At 64.4% G+C, this 23,478-nt stretch carries 21 protein-coding genes; 12 read left to right on the top strand and 9 right to left on the bottom strand.

Annotated elements, in window-relative coordinates; translation table 11 throughout:
* Positions 1–192: 192 nt before the first annotated feature.
* The gene (locus M5C71_RS30770) at positions 193–561 is read right to left on the bottom strand and encodes a DUF4870 domain-containing protein (protein ID WP_103497885.1); all 369 of its coding nucleotides are present in this window, start codon (positions 559–561) and stop codon (positions 193–195) included.
* A 34-nt stretch (positions 562–595) separates the two neighbouring features.
* On the bottom strand, positions 596–1,318 hold the full coding sequence (gene rph, locus M5C71_RS30765; RefSeq protein ID WP_103497884.1) for a ribonuclease PH: 723 nt from the start codon (positions 1,316–1,318) through the stop codon (positions 596–598).
* 319 nt (positions 1,319–1,637) lie between these two features.
* Here rph and M5C71_RS30760 point away from each other — a divergent pair, with 319 nt between their 5' ends.
* From M5C71_RS30760 to M5C71_RS30735, 6 genes are all read left to right on the top strand, one after another.
* On the top strand, positions 1,638–2,501 hold the full coding sequence (locus M5C71_RS30760) for a YicC/YloC family endoribonuclease (RefSeq protein WP_103499223.1): 864 nt from the start codon (positions 1,638–1,640) through the stop codon (positions 2,499–2,501).
* A 12-nt stretch (positions 2,502–2,513) separates the two neighbouring features.
* Positions 2,514–3,134, top strand: a complete 621-nt coding sequence (gene gmk, locus M5C71_RS30755; RefSeq protein ID WP_103499222.1) for a guanylate kinase — start codon at positions 2,514–2,516, stop codon at positions 3,132–3,134.
* A gap of 167 nt (positions 3,135–3,301) precedes the next feature.
* Positions 3,302–3,565 (top strand): DNA-directed RNA polymerase subunit omega, encoded by a 264-nt coding sequence (gene rpoZ / locus M5C71_RS30750; RefSeq protein ID WP_103499221.1) that lies wholly within the window; start codon positions 3,302–3,304, stop codon positions 3,563–3,565.
* 60 nt (positions 3,566–3,625) lie between these two features.
* Positions 3,626–5,731 carry a bifunctional GTP diphosphokinase/guanosine-3',5'-bis pyrophosphate 3'-pyrophosphohydrolase gene (gene spoT, locus M5C71_RS30745; protein WP_103499220.1) on the top strand — a complete coding sequence of 702 codons (2,106 nt, stop codon included), beginning with the start codon at positions 3,626–3,628 and terminating at the stop codon, positions 5,729–5,731.
* Between the two features lie 37 nt (positions 5,732–5,768).
* Entirely contained in the window at positions 5,769–6,149 is a 381-nt protein-coding gene (locus M5C71_RS30740) for a RidA family protein (RefSeq protein ID WP_040071713.1), read from the top strand.
* 86 nt (positions 6,150–6,235) lie between these two features.
* On the top strand, positions 6,236–6,970 hold the full coding sequence (locus tag M5C71_RS30735; protein ID WP_103499219.1) for a hypothetical protein: 735 nt from the start codon (positions 6,236–6,238) through the stop codon (positions 6,968–6,970).
* Between the two features lie 2 nt (positions 6,971–6,972).
* On the opposite strand, the gene M5C71_RS30730 is transcribed toward M5C71_RS30735, so the two are convergent.
* Complete coding sequence (locus M5C71_RS30730) at positions 6,973–7,830, bottom strand: NAD-dependent epimerase/dehydratase family protein (protein WP_152736667.1); 858 nt, start codon at positions 7,828–7,830, stop codon at positions 6,973–6,975.
* 192 nt (positions 7,831–8,022) lie between these two features.
* Between M5C71_RS30730 and exbB the strand changes: the two genes are divergently transcribed.
* From exbB to M5C71_RS30700, 6 genes are all read left to right on the top strand, one after another.
* Positions 8,023–9,009, top strand: a complete 987-nt coding sequence (gene exbB, locus M5C71_RS30725; protein WP_248769490.1) for a tonB-system energizer ExbB — start codon at positions 8,023–8,025, stop codon at positions 9,007–9,009.
* 6 nt (positions 9,010–9,015) lie between these two features.
* Positions 9,016–9,441 (top strand): TonB system transport protein ExbD, encoded by a 426-nt coding sequence (gene exbD, locus M5C71_RS30720; RefSeq protein WP_248769489.1) that lies wholly within the window; start codon positions 9,016–9,018, stop codon positions 9,439–9,441.
* Positions 9,438–10,187 carry an energy transducer TonB gene (locus M5C71_RS30715; RefSeq protein WP_177100781.1) on the top strand — a complete coding sequence of 250 codons (750 nt, stop codon included), beginning with the start codon at positions 9,438–9,440 and terminating at the stop codon, positions 10,185–10,187. The genes exbD and M5C71_RS30715 overlap by 4 nt, the downstream gene beginning before the upstream one ends.
* A 346-nt stretch (positions 10,188–10,533) precedes the next feature.
* Positions 10,534–11,454, top strand: a complete 921-nt coding sequence (locus tag M5C71_RS30710; RefSeq protein WP_103499764.1) for a hydrogen peroxide-inducible genes activator — start codon at positions 10,534–10,536, stop codon at positions 11,452–11,454.
* 5 nt (positions 11,455–11,459) lie between these two features.
* Positions 11,460–13,535 (top strand): ATP-dependent DNA helicase RecG, encoded by a 2,076-nt coding sequence (recG, locus tag M5C71_RS30705; protein WP_103499765.1) that lies wholly within the window; start codon positions 11,460–11,462, stop codon positions 13,533–13,535.
* 78 nt (positions 13,536–13,613) lie between these two features.
* Positions 13,614–15,014 carry an aminoacyl-tRNA deacylase and HDOD domain-containing protein gene (locus tag M5C71_RS30700; RefSeq protein ID WP_103499763.1) on the top strand — a complete coding sequence of 467 codons (1,401 nt, stop codon included), beginning with the start codon at positions 13,614–13,616 and terminating at the stop codon, positions 15,012–15,014.
* A gap of 218 nt (positions 15,015–15,232) precedes the next feature.
* Here the strand turns inward: M5C71_RS30700 and M5C71_RS30695 are convergent, their stop codons facing one another.
* The 6 genes from M5C71_RS30695 to M5C71_RS30670 all read right to left on the bottom strand — a co-directional run bounded on the left by M5C71_RS30695 (position 15,233) and on the right by M5C71_RS30670 (position 23,478).
* Positions 15,233–15,610, bottom strand: a complete 378-nt coding sequence (locus M5C71_RS30695; RefSeq protein WP_103495506.1) for an SCP2 sterol-binding domain-containing protein — start codon at positions 15,608–15,610, stop codon at positions 15,233–15,235.
* Between the two features lie 140 nt (positions 15,611–15,750).
* Positions 15,751–16,692 carry a type VI secretion system-associated lipoprotein TagQ gene (gene tagQ / locus M5C71_RS30690; RefSeq protein ID WP_103495507.1) on the bottom strand — a complete coding sequence of 314 codons (942 nt, stop codon included), beginning with the start codon at positions 16,690–16,692 and terminating at the stop codon, positions 15,751–15,753.
* 85 nt (positions 16,693–16,777) lie between these two features.
* Positions 16,778–18,505, bottom strand: coding sequence for an SUMF1/EgtB/PvdO family nonheme iron enzyme (locus tag M5C71_RS30685; protein WP_248769488.1), 1,728 nt, complete (start codon positions 18,503–18,505; stop codon positions 16,778–16,780).
* Positions 18,498–19,703: an ABC transporter permease gene (locus M5C71_RS30680; RefSeq protein ID WP_152736661.1), complete on the bottom strand. Its 1,206-nt coding sequence runs from the start codon at positions 19,701–19,703 to the stop codon at positions 18,498–18,500. The genes M5C71_RS30685 and M5C71_RS30680 overlap by 8 nt, the downstream gene beginning before the upstream one ends.
* On the bottom strand, positions 19,700–20,416 hold the full coding sequence (locus M5C71_RS30675) for an ABC transporter ATP-binding protein (RefSeq protein ID WP_103495510.1): 717 nt from the start codon (positions 20,414–20,416) through the stop codon (positions 19,700–19,702). The genes M5C71_RS30680 and M5C71_RS30675 overlap by 4 nt, the downstream gene beginning before the upstream one ends.
* Positions 20,416–23,478, bottom strand: coding sequence for a serine/threonine-protein kinase (locus tag M5C71_RS30670; protein ID WP_248769487.1), 3,063 nt, complete (start codon positions 23,476–23,478; stop codon positions 20,416–20,418). The genes M5C71_RS30675 and M5C71_RS30670 overlap by 1 nt, the downstream gene beginning before the upstream one ends.

The following is a 23,478-nucleotide window of genomic DNA, read 5'->3' as shown; positions in this document are numbered from 1 at the left end:
TTTGCGTCGGCTTTTTTGCGTGTCGCCGCTGGATATGGCGGTGCCTGTGCGGCCGTCTTCGCGGGCAAGCCCTGCTCCTACAGTTCGCCGTCGAGCACAAAATCTGTGTACGACACAATACTGTAGGAGCAGGGCTTGCCCGCGAATAGGCCCTCAAAAACGCCGCAAACCTCGCAGGAACAGCACCAGGACCTACTTGATCGGCCGCCAGGTGAAGGGATAGCGGTAAGCCACGCCTTCATTGGCCTTGACCCCGGCAATGATGGTCAACACCACCGCCGCGATCACCAGCAAACCGAACAGCGGAATACCGATCAGCACGAACATCAGCGGGATGCAGACCATCGCCGCAATCGCCACGGTGATCTGGAAGTTCAGCGCTTCCTTGCCCTGGGCGTCGATAAACGGATCCTGCTCGCGCTTCATCTGCCACAGGATCAGCGGCCCGATCAGGCTGCCGAACGGAAACCAGTAGCCGAGAAACGCCGACAAATGACAGAACATCGCCCATTGCCTGACTTCCTGGCTCGGTGTCGGTACGGGTAGTTGCTCGTCACTCATGGCGCTCTCCTTATGCTGGTAACGGTTCGAATCCTCAGTCGGCCAAGGTGGCGTTCTGCAATTCGAAGATTTCGTTCATGCCTTTCTGTGCCAATGCCAGCATCGCGTTCAGGTCTTCAGGCTGGAACGGCGCGCCTTCGGCAGTGCCCTGGACTTCGATGAAACCACCGGTGCTGGTCATGACCACGTTCAGGTCGGTCTCGGCGGCCGAGTCTTCCAGGTAGTCCAGGTCGAGCACCGGCTCGCCCTGGTACATGCCCACCGATACCGCGGCGATCATCTGCTTGAGCGGGCTACCGCCCTTCAGGCCGCCACGCTTCTTGATCACTGCCAAAGCGTCGACCAGCGCGACCATGGCACCGGTGATGGACGCGGTGCGGGTGCCGCCGTCGGCCTGGATCACATCGCAGTCGACATACAGGGTCACATCGCCCAGCTTGGACATATCCAGCGCGGCGCGCAGCGAACGGCCGATCAGGCGCTGGATCTCCAGGGTCCGGCCGCCTTGCTTGCCGCGGCTGGCCTCACGCTGGTTACGCTCGCCGGTGGCGCGCGGCAGCATGCCGTACTCGGCGGTCAGCCAACCCTGGCCCTGGCCCTTGAGGAAACGCGGCACACCGTTCTCGACGCTGACCGTGCAGATCACTTTGGTATCACCAAACTCGACCAGTACAGACCCCTCGGCGTGTTTGGTGTAGTTGCGGGTGATGCGGATCGAGCGAAGCTGATCGGCAGCGCGACCACTTGGACGTTTCATTGGGAATACCTGTACGAGGACGGAAATCTACTGGGCATTATAGAGGCCAGGGACTGTGCTGGGCACCTCTAAATACCTCATGCCACCCGCCGACCCTGTAGGAGCGAGCTTGCTCGCGATGGACGTCAACGATAACGCGGGAAACCTGATACCCCGCGGTGCCTGGACTACCATCGCGAGCAAGCTCGCTCCTACGGGGGGTTTGGGGGCAGCGGCCGCACTGCGCTACAATCCTGCGCCTTTGCTGCCTGTCGGCTTTAATTCATTCATCGGTCCGGCCCGCCCAAACGGCGGCGAACCTGAATCGCGAGGTACTTCCATGGTCCACAGCATGACCGCCTTCGCCCGCGTCGAAAGCGCCGTCAGCCAGGGCACCCTGAGCTGGGAGCTGCGCTCGGTCAACAGCCGCTACCTGGAACCCCACCTGCGTTTGCCGGAATCCTTCCGCGACCTCGAAGGCGCGGTTCGCGAAGCCCTGCGCCAGGGCCTGTCCCGGGGCAAGCTGGAATGCACCCTGCGCTTTACCGAGGAAACCACCGGCAAGGCCCTGCAGATCGACCGCGAGCGCGCCACCCAACTGATCGCCGCCGCCGAAACCGTCGCCGGCCTGATCAAGCAGCCCGCCGCGCTGAACCCGCTGGAAGTGCTTGCCTGGCCCGGCGTGCTGGTGGCCGACGCCAGCGACCCGCAGGCCCTGAACAACGAAGCCCTGGCCCTGTTCACCCAAGGCCTCGAGGAACTCAAGAACGGCCGCCAGCGCGAAGGCGCGGAGCTGGCCCGCTTGATCGTCGAGCGCCTGGACGCCATCGAAGGCGATGTCGCGACCCTGCGCGAACAGGTTCCGCAGATGCTCGCCACCCAGCGCCAGAAAGTCCTCGACCGCTTCGCCGACATGAAAGCCGAGCTGGATCCGACCCGCCTGGAGCAGGAAATGGTCCTGCTGGCACAGAAAAGCGACGTGGCCGAAGAACTCGACCGCCTCGCCACCCATATCATCGAAGTCCGCCGGGTGCTCAAGTCCGGCGGCGCGGCCGGCCGACGCCTGGACTTCCTGATGCAGGAACTCAACCGCGAAGCCAACACCCTCGGCTCCAAGGCCTTCGACCCGCGCAGCACCCAGGCGGCGGTCAACCTCAAGGTGTTGATCGAGCAAATGCGCGAACAAGTACAGAACATCGAGTAAGGCTAACCCGACATGACCCACAGCACTGGCACCCTCTACATCATTTCCGCACCGTCGGGCGCAGGCAAGACCAGCCTGGTCAAGGCCCTGATCGATGCCGAGCCGCAGATCCGCGTCTCGGTCTCGCACACCACCCGCGCCATGCGCCCGGGCGAAGCCAACGGCGTGAACTACCACTTCGTCGACCGCGCCGAGTTCGTGCGGATGGTCGAGCACGGTGATTTCCTCGAGCAGGCGGAAGTTTTCGGCAACCTCTACGGCACCTCCCAGAGCCACCTGCAACAGACCCTGGACGAAGGCCACGACCTGATCCTGGAGATCGACTGGCAGGGCGCCGAACAAGTACGTCGGCAAATGCCCGCGGCCCGCTCGATCTTTATCCTGCCGCCGAGCCAGCAGGCCCTGCGCCAGCGCCTGACCAACCGTGGCCAGGACAGCGACGCGATCATCGAAGGGCGGATGCGCGAAGCGGTCAGCGAAATGAGCCACTACGTCGAATACGATTTCCTGATCATCAACGACGATTTTGCCCACGCACTGGACGATCTGAAGGCGATTTTCCGCGCCAATCGCTTGCAACAGCTGCCCCAACAGCAACATTTCACTCAGCTCTTGAGTGAATTACTGGCATAAGCAACACTTCCCAAAAGCGCCGCGAGGGCTTTACATTGGTACTCGTAGCGCGTTGGTGAAGCGACCGGGAAAATCAGCGCTTCCCTAAACGCTGGTGATTTTTTAAACTGTTCAGTCCGCTCGCCCATCCGGGTAGCGTGATTACCGCATTTGCTACGAGGAACACCATGGCCCGCGTAACCGTTGAAGACTGCCTAGAACATGTGGCTAACCGTTTTGAGCTGGTCATGCTCTCCACCAAGCGCGCTCGTCAACTGGCGACCGGCGGCAAAGAGCCGAAGCTGGCGTGGGAAAATGACAAACCAACCGTAATGGCCCTGCGGGAAATCGCCGAAGGCTACGTGACGGACGCGTTCATCGCTGAACAGGATATCGTCCATGAAGACCCGGTCTTCGCCGCCTTCGAGGACGAGTCCAACGAGGCCGTCTAAGCCTATGCCTGGTCGACGTAGCACGGCGCAGGGTACAAGGCTTCGGCCGGGGGAAACCTCATGCCGAGCATAGACGCCCTCGCCGATCGCTTATCGACCTACCTCGGCGCCGACCAGGTCAACCTGGTCCGCCGGGCGTACTTCTACGCCGAACAAGCCCATGACGGTCAACGCCGTCGCAGCGGCGAAGCCTACGTCACGCATCCGCTGGCGGTGGCCAATATTCTTGCCGACATGCACATGGACCATCAGAGCCTGATGGCGGCCATGCTCCATGACGTGATCGAAGACACCGGGATCGCCAAGGAAGCGCTGCAAGCGCAGTTCGGCGAAACCGTGGCCGAACTGGTCGACGGGGTCAGCAAACTGACCCAGATGAATTTCGAGACCAAGGCCGAAGCCCAGGCGGAAAACTTCCAGAAGATGGCCATGGCCATGGCCCGCGATATTCGCGTGATCCTGGTCAAGCTCGCCGACCGCCTGCACAACATGCGCACCCTTGAAGTGCTGTCCGGCGAAAAACGCCGGCGCATCGCCAAGGAAACCCTCGAGATCTATGCCCCCATCGCCAACCGCCTGGGCATGCATGCGATCCGCATCGAATTCGAAGACCTCGGCTTCAAGGCCATGCACCCGATGCGTTCCGCACGGATCTACCAGGCGGTCAAGCGCGCCCGGGGCAACCGCAAGGAAATCGTCAACAAGATCGAAGAGTCCCTGAGCCACTGCCTGGCCGTCGACGGTATCCAGGGCGAGGTCAGCGGACGGCAGAAGCACCTGTACGGTATCTACACCAAAATGCGCGGCAAGCGCCGGGCCTTCAACGAGATCATGGACGTCTATGCGTTCCGGATCATCGTCGACAAGGTCGACACCTGCTATCGGGTCCTCGGCGCTGTGCATAATTTGTACAAACCCCTGCCCGGCCGCTTCAAGGACTACATCGCGATTCCCAAGGCCAACGGCTACCAGTCGCTGCATACCACCCTGTTCGGCATGCACGGCGTCCCGATCGAGATCCAGATTCGCACCCGCGAGATGGAAGAGATGGCCAACAATGGCATCGCCGCCCACTGGCTGTACAAGTCCAGCGGCGACGAGCAGCCCAAGGGCACCCATGCCCGGGCCCGCCAGTGGGTCAAGGGCGTGCTGGAAATGCAGCAACGGGCCGGCAACTCCCTGGAATTCATCGAAAGCGTGAAGATCGACCTGTTCCCGGACGAGGTCTACGTGTTCACGCCCAAGGGCCGGATCATGGAGCTGCCAAAAGGCTCCACGGCGGTGGACTTTGCCTACGCGGTGCACACCGATGTCGGCAACAGCTGCATTGCCTGTCGGATCAATCGCCGTCTCGCACCGCTGTCCGAACCGCTGCAAAGCGGCTCCACGGTGGAGATCGTCAGCGCCCCCGGCGCGCGCCCGAACCCGGCCTGGCTCAACTTTGTCGTCACCGGCAAGGCCCGCACCCATATCCGCCATGCCCTGAAACTGCAACGCCGCTCCGAATCCATCAGCCTCGGAGAACGCCTGCTGAACAAGGTACTCAACGGTTTCGACAGCGCCCTGGACAAGATTTCCGGCGAGCGCGTGCAGGCCATGCTCCACGAATACCGCCTGGAACTGATCGAAGACCTGCTGGAAGACATCGGCCTGGGCAACCGCATGGCCTATGTGGTCGCCCGTCGCCTGCTCGGCGAAGGCGAACAATTGCCCAGCCCCGAAGGGCCGCTGGCCATCCGTGGCACCGAAGGCCTGGTACTCAGCTACGCCAAGTGCTGCACGCCGATCCCGGGCGACCCGATTGTCGGCCACCTGTCCGCCGGCAAAGGCATGGTGGTGCACCTGGACAACTGCCGCAATATCAGCGAAATCCGCCACAATCCGGAAAAATGCATCCAGCTCTCCTGGGCCAAGGATGTCACCGGCGAATTCAACGTCGAGCTGCGCGTCGAGCTGGAACACCAGCGCGGCCTGATAGCCCTGCTGGCCAGCAGCGTCAATGCCGCCGACGGCAATATCGAGAAAATCAGCATGGACGAACGCGATGGTCGCATCAGCGTGGTCCAACTGGTGGTCAGCGTGCACGACCGCGTGCACCTGGCCCGCGTGATCAAGAAACTGCGCGCCCTGACCGGGGTGATCCGCATCACTCGCATGCGCGCATAGCTCCCCAACGTAGCCGTCCATTACAAGGAACCCGTTCATGAGCAAGACCGTTATCAGCAGCGACAAGGCACCGGCCGCCATCGGCACCTACTCCCAGGCGATCAAGGCCGGGAACACCGTCTACATGTCCGGCCAGATTCCCCTGGACCCGAAAACCATGGAACTGGTGGAAGGCTTCGAAGCCCAGACCGTACAGGTCTTCGAAAACCTGAAGGCCGTGGCCGAAGCAGCTGGCGGCTCGTTCAAGGACATCGTCAAGCTGAACATCTTCCTCACCGACCTGAGCCACTTCGCCAAGGTCAACGAGATCATGGGCAAGTACTTCCAGCAGCCTTACCCGGCCCGCGCCGCCATCGGCGTTGCCGCCCTGCCACGCGGCTCGCAGGTCGAGATGGACGCGATCCTGGTCCTCGAGTAACTGCCAGCCACGCCGCCCTCGAACAACCCCGCACTGCCTGGTGCAGCCCTCCCGCTGCGCCAGCTTCGTCTGCAAAGGATTCCACCATGCGCAAAGCGCTTGCCTTCTCGGTGTTTGCCCTCCTGCTCGGCGGTTGCGCCAGCGACCCTGCCAAATACGACATCAGCGGCACCTGGATCAACCAGGCCGCCATCGATGCCGCCGTCAAAAAGGGCAGCTTGCGCGAAGCCCTGGAGACCTACGGGCCGAACCTGGAATGGAGCATCGACACCCGTAACGGCCAGGCCCGCTACAGCAACGGTTTCGAGCGCCCCGAGGGCCATGTGCGCGCGGACGGCAAGCAGTGGCATGTCGACTTCTATGGCAGCGCCGGGACTGCGCTGGCGCGTGACGGCAAGGAACTGATCCAGAGTGCCAGCGATTCGGAGCCTGAACAGCCATTCGTGCGGGCCCAGACCGAACTGCCGGCCAACGCGCCGGTGGGCGCCAGCTTCGAGCAGGCCTTGTACGCGGCCTACATGGGTGGCGACTGGAAGATCAGCAGTGGCCCGGGCGAAGGCGGCCAGGTGAAATTCCTGCCGGACGGACGCCTGGAAGGCTTGCCCGGTGCCGATCGCTACGCGCTGTGCCTGGCCGGCGATTGCGCCTCCATGAGCGGCGAGAACGACAGCATCTGGTTGCAGCAAGGCGGCAAGGGCGCCGCCTGGATCTTCGTGCGCAAGGGCAAGCAACTGGAAATCTTCCAGGCGTTGAACTCGGCCCAGGCCGATGAACAGCCGCAGCTCAACCCCGGTCCTCGCCAGTGGTTGCTGGAGAAGTAACCTCAGCAACGCCCCTCAAGAATCGCCGCATAACCCTCGCGGAAACTCGGATAACGCGGTGCCCAACCCAGGGCCCGCGCCCGGGCATTGCTACAGCGCTTGCTGCCGGTGCGGCGAACGCTGGCGCCCTCGGCCCACTCGGTCACCCCCAGGTATTCGCGCAACCAGCCCACCACCTCTGCCAAGGGCGCCGGCGCATCATCGACACCGATATAACAATCCTCCAACACCTTCCCGGCCCGATCAGCCTCCAGCAGAAACGCCAACAGTCCGGCCGCGTCGTCGGCATGAATCCGATTGCCATATAAAGGCGGCTCCACCGCCACCCGATAGCCGCGCCGGACCTGGGTCAACAACCACTCGCGACCCGGACCGTAGATACCGGTCAGGCGCACCCGTGTCGCCGGAATGCCGCTGTCCAGCGCCACCTGCTCGGCCTCCAGCATCAAGCGCCCGGAATAACCTTCGGCTTCGGTCGGCGCAGTCTCGTCGACCCACTCACCGCTCTGCTGCACATACACGCTGCTGCTGGAGACGAACAGCAGGCGCCGTGGCTGCTGGCCCGATTGCCTGAGCCAGCTCAATACATGCCGCAACCCATCGACGTAGGCTGCTCGATAACCCGCCTCGTCGTGATCGGTCGCCGCGGCGCAATACACCAGGTAATCCAGCGGGCCACTCGGCCAGCGGTCAGGCCGCTGCTCGGCGAACAGGTCGCCCGCCACCCCGACGACACCCTCCGGCAAACGCGCGATCGAGCGGCGCAGGCCATGGACGTGCCAACCCTGGGCGAGCAACTGCGTCGCCAGGCGACTACCGACATCGCCGCAACCGGCAATCAGAACAGAAGGAGCAGACATCACGGATCTCCAGGAAAAAAGCCACAAACGAGCGCTGCAAATTGACCAGCGGTTAACAATGGAAGAAAAAAAGAAAAGCCATCACTTCTGTTAACAAGAATTATTTGCAATAATTCACGTCCAAATGTTCTCGGCCCCACGAGGCCTGGAAGGACAAGACCCTCTTCATATCTTCTCTCAGGTCCGGCCAGCATGACACGCAATAAACGCCCCGCTTCGTCACCCCAGCCCCATAGCCCCTCTCGCACCTGGCGCTCGACGGCGGCTTTGCTGCTCAGCCTGTTGCTGGCGCCGACCCTGACCTTCGCCGACGAAGCCCCGCCCCACGCCCCTGCGGCGGCGGTCGCTCCGGCCCCGGCCGATCATGCCGTGCCTGTCGTCGCACCGACCGCCGCCGTTCCAGTCCAGACCGAGAATGCCGCACCCGCCGGCGATGCCGACGCGTTGCCCGCCGAGGACAACAGCCTGGGCATGGCCCACGACCTGTCACCCTGGGGCATGTACAAGAACGCCGATATCATCGTCAAGATCGTGATGATCGGCCTGGCCATCGCCTCGATCATCACCTGGACCATCTGGGTTGCCAAAGGCTTCGAACTGCTGGGCGCCAAGCGTCGCCTGCGCCGCGAGATGCTCGCCCTGAAAAAGGCCCGCACCCTCAAGGAAGCCAGCGAGACCGCCAACCAGGAGGGCAGCCTCGCCCACCTGCTGGTCCACGACGCCCTGGAAGAAATGCACCTGTCGGTCAACAGCCGCGAAAGAGAAGGCATCAAGGAGCGCGTGAGCTTCCGCCTCGAACGCCTGGTCGCCGCCTGCGGTCGCACTATGAGCAGCGGCACCGGCGTACTCGCCACCATCGGTTCCACCGCGCCCTTCGTCGGCCTGTTCGGCACCGTGTGGGGCATCATGAACAGCTTTATCGGCATCGCGAAAACCCAGACCACCAACCTTGCCGTGGTCGCGCCGGGTATCGCCGAAGCCCTGCTGGCCACTGCCTTCGGCCTGGTCGCAGCGATCCCGGCCGTGGTGATCTACAACGTCTTCGCCCGCTCCATCGCCGGCTACAAGGCCCAGGTCTCCGACGCCTCCGCCCAGGTCCTGCTGCTGGTCAGCCGTGACCTCGACCACCAGCCGCACGAGCGTTCCACGCAAGCGCCGCATATGGTGAAAGTGGGGTAATCAGCCATGGGCCTGCATTTGAACGAAGGCGGCGACGATCTCGCCGAAAACCACGAAATCAACGTCACGCCGTTTATCGACGTGATGCTGGTACTGCTGATCATCTTTATGGTGGCCGCCCCCCTGGCCACCGTGGATATCAAGGTCGACCTGCCCGCGTCCACCGCCAAACCGGCACCGCGACCGGAAAAGCCGGTGTTCCTCAGCGTCAAGTCCGACCAGCGCCTGTTCCTCGGTGAAGACGAAGTCAAGGTCGAGGCCCTGGGCCCGACCCTCGACGCCCGGACCCACGGCAAGAAGGACACGACCATTTTCTTCCAGGCCGATAAAGGCGTGGACTATGGCGACCTGATGCGCGTGATGGATGCCCTGCGCGCCGCCGGTTACCTGAAGGTCGGCCTGGTCGGACTCGAGACGGCAGCCAAGAAATGATCAATACGCGCCAAAAGCTGACGCGTTATGGCGCCAGCCTGGGCCTGGTGCTGGGCATTCATGCGGCGGCGATCATCGCCACCCTCAACTGGTCGGTGTCCAAGCCCATCGAGCTGCCGCCCCAGGCGATGATGGTCGAACTGGCGCCACTGCCCCCGGCTCCACCGCCACCGGCACCGCCCAAGGTCATCACGCCACCACAGCCCCCCGCGCCGGTGGAGGAGCTGCCGTTGCCCAAGCTGGCCGAAGCGCCGAAGCCGACGATCTCGGTGCCCAAGCCGGTCAAGCCGAAACCCAAGCCGCAGCCGCCCAAGCCCCAGGCGAAGCCGGAGCCGGTGAAGGAAAAGCCGACGGAAGAGAAACCTTCCGATACGCCGCCGACCAACACGCCAGCGGAGAAATCCGCGGCACCGGCGCCGGGCCCTTCGCCCCAGCAGATCGCGGCGAAAGCCAGTTGGGAAGGCACCTTGCTGGCTCACCTGAGCAAGTACAAGAAGTACCCGCCGGCTGCACAGTCACGGGGCAAGGAAGGTCTGAACCGCCTGCGCTTCGTGGTCGATGCCGAAGGCAAGGTGCTCTCGTATGAACTGGTGGGTCGTTCCGGCAACGCCGATCTGGACCGGGCCACCCTGGAAATGATCCGTCGCGCCCAACCGCTGCCCAAGCCGCCGGCCGATATGCTGACCAACGGCAGCATCGAGATCGTCGCGCCGTTCGTCTACTCCATCGACAAGCGCAACCGCTAGACACCGCAGGAGCTTGCCAGCGAAGAGGCCCTTGAGGCCGCCAAAAGCTTCGCGGGCAAGCCCTGCTCCTACAAGTCCGGCGCCGATCACAAATTGTGCGAACGACCCAGAACTGTAGGAGCCTGGCTTGCCCGCGAAGAGGCCCTCAAGGTCGCCAAAAGGTCGCCAAAAGCTTCGCTCCCACAAAATCTCCGCTACGCCCGCACACAAGTTCACGTCCTACCGCCCGAACAAAAACCCACTAAAACCGCCCTGAACGACAATCGTCGTTCTTCCTGCGTCTGATAACGTGCGTCTATCGATTGCAGCCGTTATGCTTGGCCCGGCAACCTCATGGACGCTCGCTATGACTCTTACAGAACTACGCTATATCGTCACTCTCGCCCAGGAACAACACTTCGGCCACGCGGCCGAGCGTTGTCATGTCAGCCAGCCGACCCTGTCGGTCGGCGTGAAAAAGCTCGAGGACGAACTCGGTGTGCTGATTTTCGAGCGCAGCAAGAGCGCCGTGCGCCTGACCCCCGTCGGCGAAACCATCGTTGCCCAGGCGCAGAAGGTCCTCGAGCAGGCCCAGGGCATCCGCGAGCTGGCCCAGGCCGGGAAGAACCAGTTGACCGCACCGCTGAAAGTCGGCGCGATCTACACCGTCGGTCCCTACCTGTTCCCGCACCTGATCCCGCAACTGCACCGGGTCGCCCCGCAGATGCCGTTGTATATCGAAGAAAACTTCACCCACGTGCTGCGCGACAAGCTGCGCAACGGCGAACTGGACGCGGTGATCATCGCCCTGCCGTTCAATGAAGCCGATGTGCTGACCCTGCCGCTCTACGACGAACCGTTCTACGTCCTGATGCCGGCCTCGCACCCCTGGACCAAGAAGGAAACCATCGACAGCGCCCTGCTCAACGACAAGAGCCTGTTGCTGCTGGGCGAAGGCCACTGCTTCCGCGACCAGGTCCTCGAAGCCTGCCCGACCCTGGCCAAGGGCGGCGACGCGGCCCGGCACACCACGGTCGAGTCCAGCTCGCTGGAAACCATCCGCCATATGGTCGCTTCCGGCCTGGGCATTTCGGTTCTGCCGCTGTCGGCCGTGGACAGCCATCACTACGCTCCCGGCGTGATCGAAGTGCGTCCGCTGACGCCGCCGGTGCCGTTCCGCACCGTGGCCATCGCCTGGCGCGCCAGCTTCCCGCGGCCCAAGGCGATTGAAATCCTCGCCGACTCGATCCGCCTGTGCTCGGTGGCCAAGCCTCCCGCAGCGAGCTGATCGACGTGGCTGAACTGTCGCAAGTGTCGGTCACGGCACTCAAGGGTGTCGGCGAGGCCATGGCCGAAAAGCTGGCCAAGGTCGGCCTGGAGAATCTCCAGGACGTGCTCTTCCACTTGCCCCTGCGCTACCAGGACCGCACCCGCGTGGTGCCCATCGGCGCCCTGCGTCCGGGCCAGGACGCGGTGATCGAAGGCGTGGTCAGCGGCGCCGATGTGGTCATGGGCAAGCGCCGCAGCCTGTTGGTGCGCCTCAACGACGGCACCGGTAGCCTGAGCCTGCGCTTCTACCATTTCAGCACCGCGCAAAAGGATGGCCTCAAGCGCGGCACCCATGTCCGCTGCTACGGCGAAGCCCGCCCCGGCGCCTCCGGCCTGGAAATCTACCACCCGGAATACCGCGCCATCAGCGGTGACGAACCGCCGCCGGTGGACACCACCCTGACGCCGATCTACCCGCTGACCGAGGGCCTGACCCAGCAACGCCTGCGCCAACTCTGCCAGCAAAGCCTGGCGATGCTCGGCCCGCGCAGCCTGCCGGACTGGCTGCCCCAGGAACTGGCCCGCGACTACCAGTTGGCACCGCTGGACGAAGCCATCCGCTATCTGCACCAACCACCCGCCGATGCCGATGTCGACGAACTCGCCCTCGGTCATCACTGGGCCCAACACCGCCTGGCCTTCGAGGAACTGCTGACGCATCAGCTGTCCCAGCAACGCCTGCGCGAAAGCCTGAAGGCCCTGCGCGCACCGGCCCTGCCGAAAGCGCAACGGCTGCCCGGGCAGTTCCTCGCCAACCTCGGCTTCCCACCGACCGGCGCCCAGCAACGGGTCGGCAACGAAGTGGCCTATGACCTCAGCCAGCCGGAGCCGATGCTGCGGCTGATCCAGGGCGACGTCGGCGCCGGCAAGACCGTGGTCGCCGCCCTCGCCGCCCTGCAGGCCCTGGAAGCCGGCTACCAGGTGGCATTGATGGCACCGACCGAGATCCTGGCCGAACAACACTTCATCAACTTCCAGCGCTGGCTGGCACCGCTGGGCATCGAAACCGCCTGGCTGGCCGGCAAGCTCAAGGGCAAGGCCCGGGTCGCCGCCCTGGAGCAGATCGCCGGCGGCACGCCGATGGTGGTCGGCACCCACGCGCTGTTCCAGGACGAAGTGCAGTTCAAGAACCTGGCCCTGGTGATCATCGACGAACAGCACCGCTTCGGCGTCCAGCAACGCCTGGCCCTGCGCCAGAAAGGCGTCGGCGGACGGATGTGCCCGCACCAGTTGATCATGACCGCCACGCCGATCCCGCGGACCTTGGCCATGAGCGCCTATGCCGACCTCGACACCTCGATCCTCGACGAACTGCCGCCAGGCCGCACGCCGGTGAACACCGTACTGGTGACCGACAGCCGGCGCTTCGAAGTGGTGGAACGGGTGCGTGCCGCCTGTGCCGAAGGCCGCCAGGCTTATTGGGTCTGCACACTGATCGAGGAATCCGAGGAACTCACCTGCCAGGCCGCCGAAACCACCTTCGAAGAGCTCACCGCAGCCCTCGGCGAACTGCGCGTCGGCTTGATCCACGGACGTATGAAACCGGCGGAAAAGGCGGCGGTGATGGCTGAATTCAAGGCCGGCGCCCTGCAACTGCTGGTGGCAACCACGGTGATCGAAGTCGGCGTCGACGTGCCCAATGCCAGCTTGATGATCATCGAGAACCCCGAGCGCCTGGGCCTGGCGCAACTGCACCAGCTGCGTGGCCGGGTCGGCCGGGGCAGCGCCGCCAGCCACTGCGTGCTGCTCTACCATCCGCCACTGTCACAGATCGGTCGCCAACGCCTGGGCATCATGCGCGAGACCAACGACGGCTTCATCATCGCCGAGAAGGATCTGGAGCTGCGCGGCCCCGGGGAAATGCTCGGTACCCGCCAGACCGGGCTCCTGCAATTCAAGGTCGCCGACCTGATGCGCGACGCCGATCTGTTGCCGGCGGTCCGCGATGCCGCGCAAGCCCTGATGGCACGCTGGCCGCAGCATGTCAGCCCGCTGCTCGACCGCTGGCTGCGCCATGGCCAGCAATACGGCCAAGTGTGATAGACCTCACAGTTTATAGACCATTAGGACGGCCAAGCTGGTTATACTGGGAAAATTGTAGGAACCCGGATACAGACCATGACAGAAGTTGCCCTCATCGATGCAACCCCGCACACCCCGTCTGTGGTCCGGCTGCTGCTCGACAAGCTCGCCATCCGCTATAGCGAAGTCCTGGACCACCCTGGTCTGCCGGCCGCGCGCAAAGTCCAGGCCGTGCTGCTCGACGATGCAGTCGGTGCACTGATGGTCCTGTTTCCCCAGGACCAACTGCTCGACCTCAACCGCCTGACCGAATTGACCGGCCGGCGCCTGACGGCGGTGCCCACCGAACGCATGGAACGCATGCTCGGCAAACACAGCCTGCACCTGCTGCCGGGCTTGCCCGGGCTGACCAGTTCGCCGTGCCTGTACGAAGAGCAACTGCTGCGTGTACCGAGCCTGCTGATCGACTCCGGTGAAGCCGGCCTGCTGCTGGAAATTTCCAGCGACGACTTCAAGGGCATGCTGAGCAAGGCCAGCGCCGCCAGTTTCGGCGAAGCCGTATCCAGTATCCGTCCCAACCTCGACCGCCCTCATGATGACCGCGAGGAAATCACCCAGGCCGTGCAAGCCTTCACCGCGCGGCGGATCCAGCAGCGCCTGGAAGCGACCATCGAGATTCCGCCCCTGGCGGAAACCGCACAAAAGATCATCAAGCTGCGGGTCGACCCCGACGCGACCATCGACGACATCACCGGCGTGGTCGAAACCGACCCGTCGCTGGCGGCCCAGGTCGTGAGTTGGGCGGCTTCGCCCTACTACGCCTCGCCGGGCAAGATCCGCTCGGTGGAAGATGCGATTGTCCGTGTGCTCGGTTTCGATCTGGTGATCAACCTGGCGCTGGGCCTGGCCCTGGGCAAGACCCTGAGCCTGCCCAAGGACCACCCGCAACACAGCACGCCTTACTGGCAGCAATCGATCTACACCGCCGCGGTGATCGAAGGCCTGACCCGCGCCATGCCCCGCGCCCAGCGCCCGGAAGCAGGCCTGACCTACCTGGCCGGCTTGCTGCACAACTTCGGCTACCTGCTGCTGGCCCACGTCTTCCCGCCGCATTTCTCGCTGATCTGCCGGCACCTGGAGGTCAACCCGCACCTGTGCCACAGCTATATCGAGCAGCATTTGCTGGGTATCAGCCGCGAGCAGATCGGTGCCTGGCTGATGCGCTACTGGGATATGCCGGAGGAGCTGTCCACCGCGCTGCGCTTCCAGCACGATCCGAGCTACGACGGCGACTATGCCGCCTATCCGAACCTGGTGTGCCTGGCGGTGCGCCTGTTGCGCAGCCGCAATATCGGCTCGGGCCCGGATGAAGAGATTCCGGATGCCTTGCTAGAACGCCTGGGGCTGTCCCGCGACAAGGCCGACGATGTGGTGAACAAGGTGCTGGAAGCCGAAGTGCTGTTGCGCGAACTGGCTTCGCAGTTCAGCCAGGGATAAAGCGGAGTCTGGAACACCGCTATCGCGAGCAAGCTTGCTCCTACAGGTTCAGCGCCGATCACAAATTGTGCGAACGACACGGAACTGTAGGAGCCTGGCTTGCCAGCGAAGAGGCCCTTGAGGCCGCCAAAAGCTTCGCGGCGGTGTAGCGTCCCGACAAGCCCTACCCCTACAATTCGGCGCCGATTTCCAGCCATGTGGTGAAAATCAGAGCCGACTCAGGCCTTCTTCTTCCGCGGCTTGAGGTACTTCATCAAGCCCTGGAACCACATCACCAGTGCCGGATTGCCCTTGATCTGGATCGACTTGTCCTGAATCCCCGTCATGAACGCCAGTTGCTTGTTCTTCGCCTGCAGCGTGGCGAAGCCATAGGCGGCATCCTTGAAGGCAATCGCAAACGCAGGCTCCGGATAAGTCCCGGAGCGGCTGCTGATGCGCTGATCCTTGACGATAAAGTGACGGGCAACCTTGCCGTCGAGCGTCTGCAGCTGGAACACCAGGGCCTTGTCGGCCAGTTGCTGCTGGAAGGCGGGGTTTTTACGGCTGGCCCGGGCCATCAACAGACCCAGTGCCCAGAGAAGAAAACGAAATTTCATGCACACAGCCTCGGCAGAAAAGATTAACGGCCGGCGCAGTGTAGCGCTTTACCTGAAGAACGCCACCGATCTCCCGTTTTACCCGGGAGATCGGCAGGCGTTTAACGCTTATACCGACAAATTGTCAGACGATCCGTCGCTTAGGCGTTCGGGCAAGGCACCGGTGCCCAGTCGCCCAGGTCCGGGTTCTTGCACATGCTGTTGACCTGGGACTGACCGCTGGTGGCCACGTCCTGGCTGACAGCTTTCTTGGCGTTGGCGTCCTGGAGGGTCTTCTCGGTGGCCACTGCTTCCTTAGGCACGACCGGCAGCGCCGCCTTCTTCGCCACTTTCACCTTCTTGCCCTTGGTGGTGGTCGGCACGACCGGGTTGCTGTCGGCGGTCGCCACGGTGACCACGTCGGTACGCTGCACGCCGACCTGACGCAGATCCTGCTCATAGGCCTGGGTGTAGTTGTTCAGGTCTTCGGCCGAACGCCCGTTCACGGCGACGATCAGGTCATTGGACTCTTTCAGGCCCGAAACGATTTCCGCCAGGCGCTTGCGACCTTCGGCGTCGCCGACGGTCTTGGCCTTGCGTGCCGACACCAGGTTGGCGAACTCACGCTGGTAGCAGCTCTGCGACGCCTTGGCATAGGCCGTGTTGCGGTCCATGTCGGCGGCACTTTTGTTGATGTCCTGGGCATAGGAGCCGATGCGCTGGTTGTCATCGGTGATCTGCTTCTGCTTCTCGGTGTAGTAACCCGCCGCGCCACCCGCGAGGGCACCGCCGGCCGCGCCGATGGCGGCATTGCGGCCACGCTTGGCCGAGTCGTCGCCGGTCAGCGCGCCGAGAGCGGCACCGCCCAACGCACCGATCACCGCGCCGGTGGCGATCGACTTGGTCATGTCCGAGTCAGTCGCACGCAGGTGCTGCACCGGCTCGTAGCAGGTCGGGTAGAACTCGACCTTGGTGGTCGCGCCGACTTTCGAGGTCGGTGAAGTGGCGCAACCGCCCATCAGCACGGTGCTGAATCCGGCGGCAACCCACAGCGCGGCACGGCACTTGGAGGTCGAAACAAGGGGTTTGCTGGAGAAGATCATGTTTATTTCCCTTTTTTGGTTTTGACTTGCCCGGTACGGCACCCTGCCGTCCGAGTCCCCTCTACACTCGCCGGATACCGACCGCTCATGGCTGCTGGGCGGTCGATGCGAGTAACGCTTTCAAGATCGCCGCCGGATCGGCCCGCTGTTGCTTGCGGTAATCCCCGACATGACGAACGAACAAGGTGGCCCGTGCGACCAGGCTATGGCCGAGCACGGGTTTGCGATTGAGTTCTTCCTTGACCCGCTGGAACTGCGCCTGGATCACCGCATCGGTGTAGCGCGTGGCCGTTGCCAGGTTGTCGATATAGATCGCCACCGCGCCGTCCAGGGCGCTGGTGCCGTTCTCGATGGCCCCGGCGAACAGCTTGGCGGCGGCCTCGTCCTTGGCATCGACGGCCTGCTGGCGGCTCTTCTTCAGGTTGGTCAGGCGAATGTTGTAGTTATTGACCGTCTCGGCCACCAGGGCCGCCGACTGGATCAGGTTGCCGGCCGCCTCTTCACGCTGGCGGGCGATCAACGAGACGTTGCGCTTGAGTTCTTCGTTGACCAGCCCCAGCTCGGCTTGCAGCTTCGGGTCGGTGCTGGCGGAAATGATCCCGTCCAGGCGTTTGGTCGGGTCCTGGGCGTCGTCGATGGCGTCGGTCAGGGACGCCAGCCGGCCTTCCTGCTGCCATTGGCTGAACAGCTCCTTGTAGCGCGAGCGCGGGGCCGAGAGCGCGCCGACGGCCACGCGGAAACCGGTGGTCTCGTTGCTCTGCTCGGTGCCGTCGGCGGCGAACAGCGGGTACTCGCGGCGCATGCCGGTAAACAACGTGCCCTCGCCTTCCAGGTAGTTACCGCCCTTGACCACAAAACCGCCGTAGGTGCCCTGGCGGCGTCCGGCATGCACCAGCTGGAAGGATTCCTGGACCATCTGCGCGGCGTTGCCGATCACGTCGAACATACCGATGGGATTGGGCAGCTTGGTGCCGATCGGCATCAGCCGCGCCGCCTGGCCGGTGCCGCCGGCCACCTGGTTGAACACCGCGTAGTCGGACAGCGGCCCGTCGCTGTCGCTCCCCGGCGCCCGCCGTGGAAACAGGCGGCCTTCCAGGTCCTGGCGACTGACCGCCTGGGCGCCACGGGCAGCGAACTCCCACTCGACTTCGGTGGGCAGGCGGACAAAGCCCAGGCCACCGTCGTCAGCCGACGAGCCACGGCCGCTGACCGGCAGCAGGTCGCGGTGATACTTCATCAACCAGGCGCTGTAGACCGCCGAGAAACGCTCGGCGTCAAAACGCGAGACCTTGACCTTGGGCAGGCGCCCGGCCACGCCGCTCGGCGCATCGCAGGCCGGTGCCGGCTCGCCGCTGGCCAGGGCTTGTGCCTGGGCCATCACCAGGGCGTACTGGCGCGCCGTGACCGGGTACTTGCCGATGAAATAGAACATCGGCTTGAGCGGCGAGTCGGCGTCGGTCTTCGGCAGGGTCGGGGCAATGGATTTCTGCCAGGCGCCGGGCAGGTCCTTGAGGGTGAACTGACCGTTGATAAAGTCGCGGCGATAGCCGGAAATAAACGACTGCTTGTAGCCCGGTTCATCCTCGCTGAAGGGATAGCCGAGGCTGATCTCGCGGTCATCGAGGGTGCCGCGCGCCAATACATAGACCGCGCGAAACACCATCTCGCCCTCGCAGGGCAGCGGCAGGCTGATGTCATCGGCCAGGGGCTTGGGGTTGTCGAGTTTTTCGCTGTCCTCATCGGCCCACGCCCAGGACCCCAGGCACAGGGAAGCGATGAGAACCGCCAGGGCCGCGCCGCGCAACTTATACATCTCTGATTCCTTCCGAAGCTTCTATCCGCGCCACGCGCCAGCCCCCCAGGGCGGCAGCCAGAGCACAGACCGCCAACACGCTGAAAAGTGCCAGCAGGTAGTGCGGCAACAACAGGCGGCTGGCGTACTCGCCGGCCGCCTGTACGAACAAAAGGTTCAGGCCCCACTCCGCCACGCCGTAGAGCACGTCACTGAGCAGTACCGCAAACAGGCCGCTGTACAGCGCTTGCAGCACCACGAACAGCAGCAGTGCGCGGGTGCCGAGCCCGAGCAGACGCAACACCGACAGCTCGCGGCGCTTGCGCTCGACCGCCGCCAGGGCGCCGGCGAAGAGCGCCGCGAACGCGCCGGCCAGGGCCAATGCAGCGATGACCCAGAACACGATGCCGAGGTTGCGGCTCAGGGATTGCACCTGGGCGATGGTCTGGGCCTGGGTCGAGACCAGCAGGTTGCGCTCGGCGAAATAACGCCGCAGCGGCTCGACATCGGTCAGCCCGCGGGCATACAGGCGAAACCCCGGATAGACCCGCTGCGCGGCGGTGCCCGCCGGCTCGCCGGCCCAGCCAAGCACCGGCACGCCAAGGCCGTCGCGATAGTCCTCGGCGGCCTCCAGCAGACCCAGCGGGGCGAACAACGCATCACGCTCGAAGGCCTCCAGCGGCAACACCGCCTGCACCTGGATCTGCGTGTGGCGGCTTTCCAGGCGACCGGCCACCTGCCGGCCGAAAGACACCTGCAACCAGTCGCCGGCCTTCACCCCGAGCTTCTCCGCCGCCGTCTGGCTGAGCAGCATCGCCGCCAGGCCGACCGGCGCGGGCAAGGCGCCGAGCAAGGGATCGCCCTCGGCGGTGGGCAGCATTTCCACATTGACCACCGGCCCCTGGCCGCTGGTCGAAAGATCGGCGGTCGCGGCGATCTGCCGGGTTCGCGGCAAGGCAAAGGCGACGTCTTCACGCTGCCCCAGCCCGGCGATAAACGCCGCACTGAAACGCCCGCCGCCGAGGGGAATGATCTCGCGCACCGTCGGGTCGCGCTCCAGGCGTTCGGTGAGGCTGCTGACCAGGCCGAACTTGAGACCGAACAGCACCAGCAACGGCGCGATCACCGCCACCAGGGCCAGCACCGCACAGGCCGACAGCCGCCAGTCGGTGCGATAGTCCTGCCAGGCCAGGCCGGCGATCAGGGCGGCGCGGGTCATGGCGTCTGCTCCAGGATCGCCGTCACACCACCGTCGCCATCGCGCTGGCAGGCAATCCGCAATACCGGCACGCCAAGGTCGCGCACCAGGGCTTCGTCATGGGTCGCGATAACGCAACAGGCGCCCTGCTCCCGAGCCTGGTTCAGCAACAACTGCATGACCCGTCCGGCATTCAGCGGATCGAGGGCTGCCGTCGGCTCATCGGCCAACAGCAGCCGTGGGCCATGGGCCAAGGCCCGGGCACAACTGACCCGCTGGCGCTGGCCGACTGAAAGCGCCTGGGGCTTCTTGTCCAGTTGATCGGCGATTTCCAGTTGCTCGGCGAGCCGCTGGACGCTGCCATCCTCCTTCATCCCCAGAAGCCGACGCGACAAGGCGATATTCCCGCGCACATCGAGAAACCCCAGCAGGCCGCCGGTCTGCAGCACATAGCCGAGCTTTCGGCTGCGCAGGTCCGCCAGGCGATCGTGCTGGCCCTGACGCCAGAGCGCGGCAATATCCTGCGCACCCGCCGAATCGTCGAAGGCAAACAACCCCGCCCGGTCCGGCGCCAACACCAGCGCCAGCAGGTCGAGCAAGGTGCTCTTGCCGCAACCGCTGGGCCCGACCACCGCCCACTGCGCGCCGGGCGCCAGGCTCAGGCGCGGCACCTCCAGGCTGTAACGCTGGGCGCCTTCGCCCCGCGTCTTGCGCACTTCTCGCAGACTGATCATCACGGCAACGTCGACAACGGTACGCGGTACAGCGCATCACCCGGCTCGGCATCGCCGAACCGGACCCAGTTGGCCACATCGTTGTGGAAGGTTTCGTAGAGACGGATCTTCGAGTCCAGTTCGTCGATAAAGTCTTCCTGTTCGGCCACGCTCAGCGACAGCCACAGGTCCTGGGTCATGTTCAGCGACTTGCTGCGGTACGGCAGGCCTTCCAGGTACTCGCCGAGCAGGCCGCCGTCGGCTAGGTTGCCGCCCTTGCGCAGGGCCTGCGGATCGCGGCTCATGTAAGCACTGGCGCTGGCGATTTCCTGGAAGAAATCCTTGGGCGAGGTCTGGGTCTTGCGCGCCGCGTCGACGATCAGTTTCAGCGACTGTTGCAGCTCGTTGAGTTGCAGTTTGGTCAGCATCACGCAGACCTGGAACGCCGGTAGCGCCGGATTGGTCAGGTCGCGGTCGGCGGTCCAGGCGCTGACCAGTTGCGGTGCCTGGCTGGCGGCCTTGTGGCCGAGGAAATCCATGTGCATGGCATAACCGATGGCCGCCGTCTTGTCCGCCAGGCTCGGCGAAGCGGCCAGCAGCGGCACGGCCTGGGTCTGGTTGCTGTGCACCTGGTGCACCAGGTTGGCGAACACCGAACCGATCTCGCCGACCCGCTCGCCCAGCTTGTGCACATCGCCGCCCTGGACCGGGATATACAAATCGCCGATCTGCGGGTTGGCGTCGGCGGTCAGGGTGCGGTACTGCTGCTCGGCGAAGGCATGGTTCTTTTTCCCGGCATCGCTGCGCAGATGCAGCGCGTAGATCTTGATCTGCTTGCCGAGCGCGGCCTGGCGGATCTCCGCTTCGTTCATTTTGGTGCTGCTGTAGGGATCGTTCTTGCGCAACGAACCGGCGTCGGTGACCAGCAGGATCAGCCGGCCGCCGTAGCCCGACCAGTCCATGCCATCGACCGCCTGCATGACCCCGGCAAAGGAGTCCTCGTTGAACGAGTGACTGGAGATGGTCGACGCTTTCACGTCCCGCGCCAACTCCAGGAAGCGCTCCGGGTCGCGGCCCTGGTCGAGGGTCACCAGGGTCTTGGTCAGGTACTGCAGGCCCGGGGTCTTCTGAATATTGTTGCGAAAGCCGATCAGGCCGAAGCTCACGCTGTCCAGCTCGCCACGCTGGGCAATCTGGCTTTGCAGCTCGTGGACCACGTCGCGGACCTGATCGATATAGGGTTGCATCGACTCCGTGGTGTCCACCACCAGCACGATGGCGGTGCGAAAGGTGTCGGCGGCGACTGCCGGGGCAGCGCCATTGCCGACGGCTTTCGGCGTGCTGCCGGGGTCGATGGAGGCGACATTGAGCAACTGCACCGGCTGGCCGTTTTCATCCAGGCTTTCGCGGGAATCGAAAATCGGCAGCAGGTAGAACTGGTTCTGCGGCACCGCGCTGGCGGCCGGCTCCAGGGCCAGCACGCGCTGGTCATCCTGGGGATTTTTCTGTGCGTTGAGCAACAGGTTCTTCGCCGCCGAAGGATTGGCCAGCAGCTTGTCGATATCGGCGGCGTCGCGCAGGAACATCACCGGCGAACGCCCGGAACGCTCGGTAAATTTCAGCACCAGGCTCTGCTTCCAGTCGCTGACCGCATCCTGGGGCAACCAGCCTTCGCTGCGACCGTCAGTGGCGGCACCGACCCGCAGCCAGGCGCTGCCGTCGACAGTCTTGCGCTGGTAGACATAGAGCACCGAGAACGCCGGCAGCGGCTTGTCCGGCTTGGCCCCCGGCTCGCTGGCAAAACTCGCCCCGGGCTTGCTCAGGACCCGCTGGAACAGGGTCTTCTTGCCGGCCATCAACAAGGGGCGCTGGCCGCCGTCGAGATCCGCCGCCACGGCTTGGGTCACGCCAGGTGGCTGGGTCGGCGGCGGGTTCGAAGCCGGTGGCGGATTCAGCACCGACGGTGTTTTTGCCGGTGGCTGCGCCGCTGTGCTTGGCGTCGCGGAATGGCTGTCACGCCCCAACCACCAGTAACCGGCGCCCGCCAAACCAAGGGCGGCGGCTACCGCCACGGCGACCAGCGTCAGCACCGGGCCACGCCGTTGTCCGGACTCGGCGGAACGGTCGAGCACCGGCGTAGCCGCGGGTCTTGGTGGCGGCGCAGGTGTCGGGGGCGCAGTGGGAATCTCGATCGACACCGGTGTCAGTCCGCCCAGGTCGCTGGCGGGTGGTGCAGTCGGAGTCGGCGGCACAATCGCCAACGGCTGGACCAGAGTGGCATCAAGATTTTCCGCCGGGAGGTTATCCAGCGCCCGCAGCAGGGCCGCCGCATCCGCGAAACGCGCCGCAGGGTCCTTGGCCAACAGCTGGCGCAGGACTTCCTGGTAGCGCCCATGCTGCAGCGGCAACTCCGGCAGCGGCTCGGTCAGGTGCGCCAAGGCCGTGGACAGTGCATCGGTGCCGATATAGGGCAACTTGCCGACCAGGATTTCATAGAGCACCACCCCCAGCGCATACAGGTCGGAACGCCCGTCGAGGTCCTGGCCCCGGGCCTGTTCCGGGCTCATATAGCTCGGCGTACCCACGGCAAACCCGGCCTGGGTGAACTGGGTCCGATCATCCAGCGACTTGGCGATGCCGAAGTCCGAGAGCACCGCGGTACCGTCGGCGCGAAAGAGGATGTTGGCCGGCTTCACATCGCGGTGCACCAGCCCCTGGGCATGGGCATACCCCAGGGCCGAGGCGATCTGGCGGACATATGCCAAACCCTGCTCAGGGCTCAGCCCCGCCGCGATCCGCTCCTTGAGCGTGCCGTTGGGCAGGTATTCCATGGCCATGTAATACAGCTCGCCGACATTGCCGATATCGTGGATGGTCACGGTGTTCGGATGCGACAGCCGCGCCAGGGTCCGACCTTCGCGCAGGAAACGCTCGCAGAAGGTCGGGTCGGCGGCCAGGGCGGCCGCCATCACTTTCAGCGCCACCTTGCGCTCCAGCGACCGTTGGGTCGCCAGATAGACGGTTGCCATGGCGCCTTCGCCAATCTCCTCGCCTATATCGAATCCGGGAATCAGAATGTCCAT

The sequence above is a fragment of the Pseudomonas sp. MWU12-2345 genome, from assembly GCF_023242385.1.
In the GTDB taxonomy this organism is placed as follows: Bacteria; Pseudomonadota; Gammaproteobacteria; order Pseudomonadales; family Pseudomonadaceae; genus Aquipseudomonas; species Aquipseudomonas gingeri_D.
This window is presented reverse-complemented; position numbering and strand designations above follow the sequence as displayed.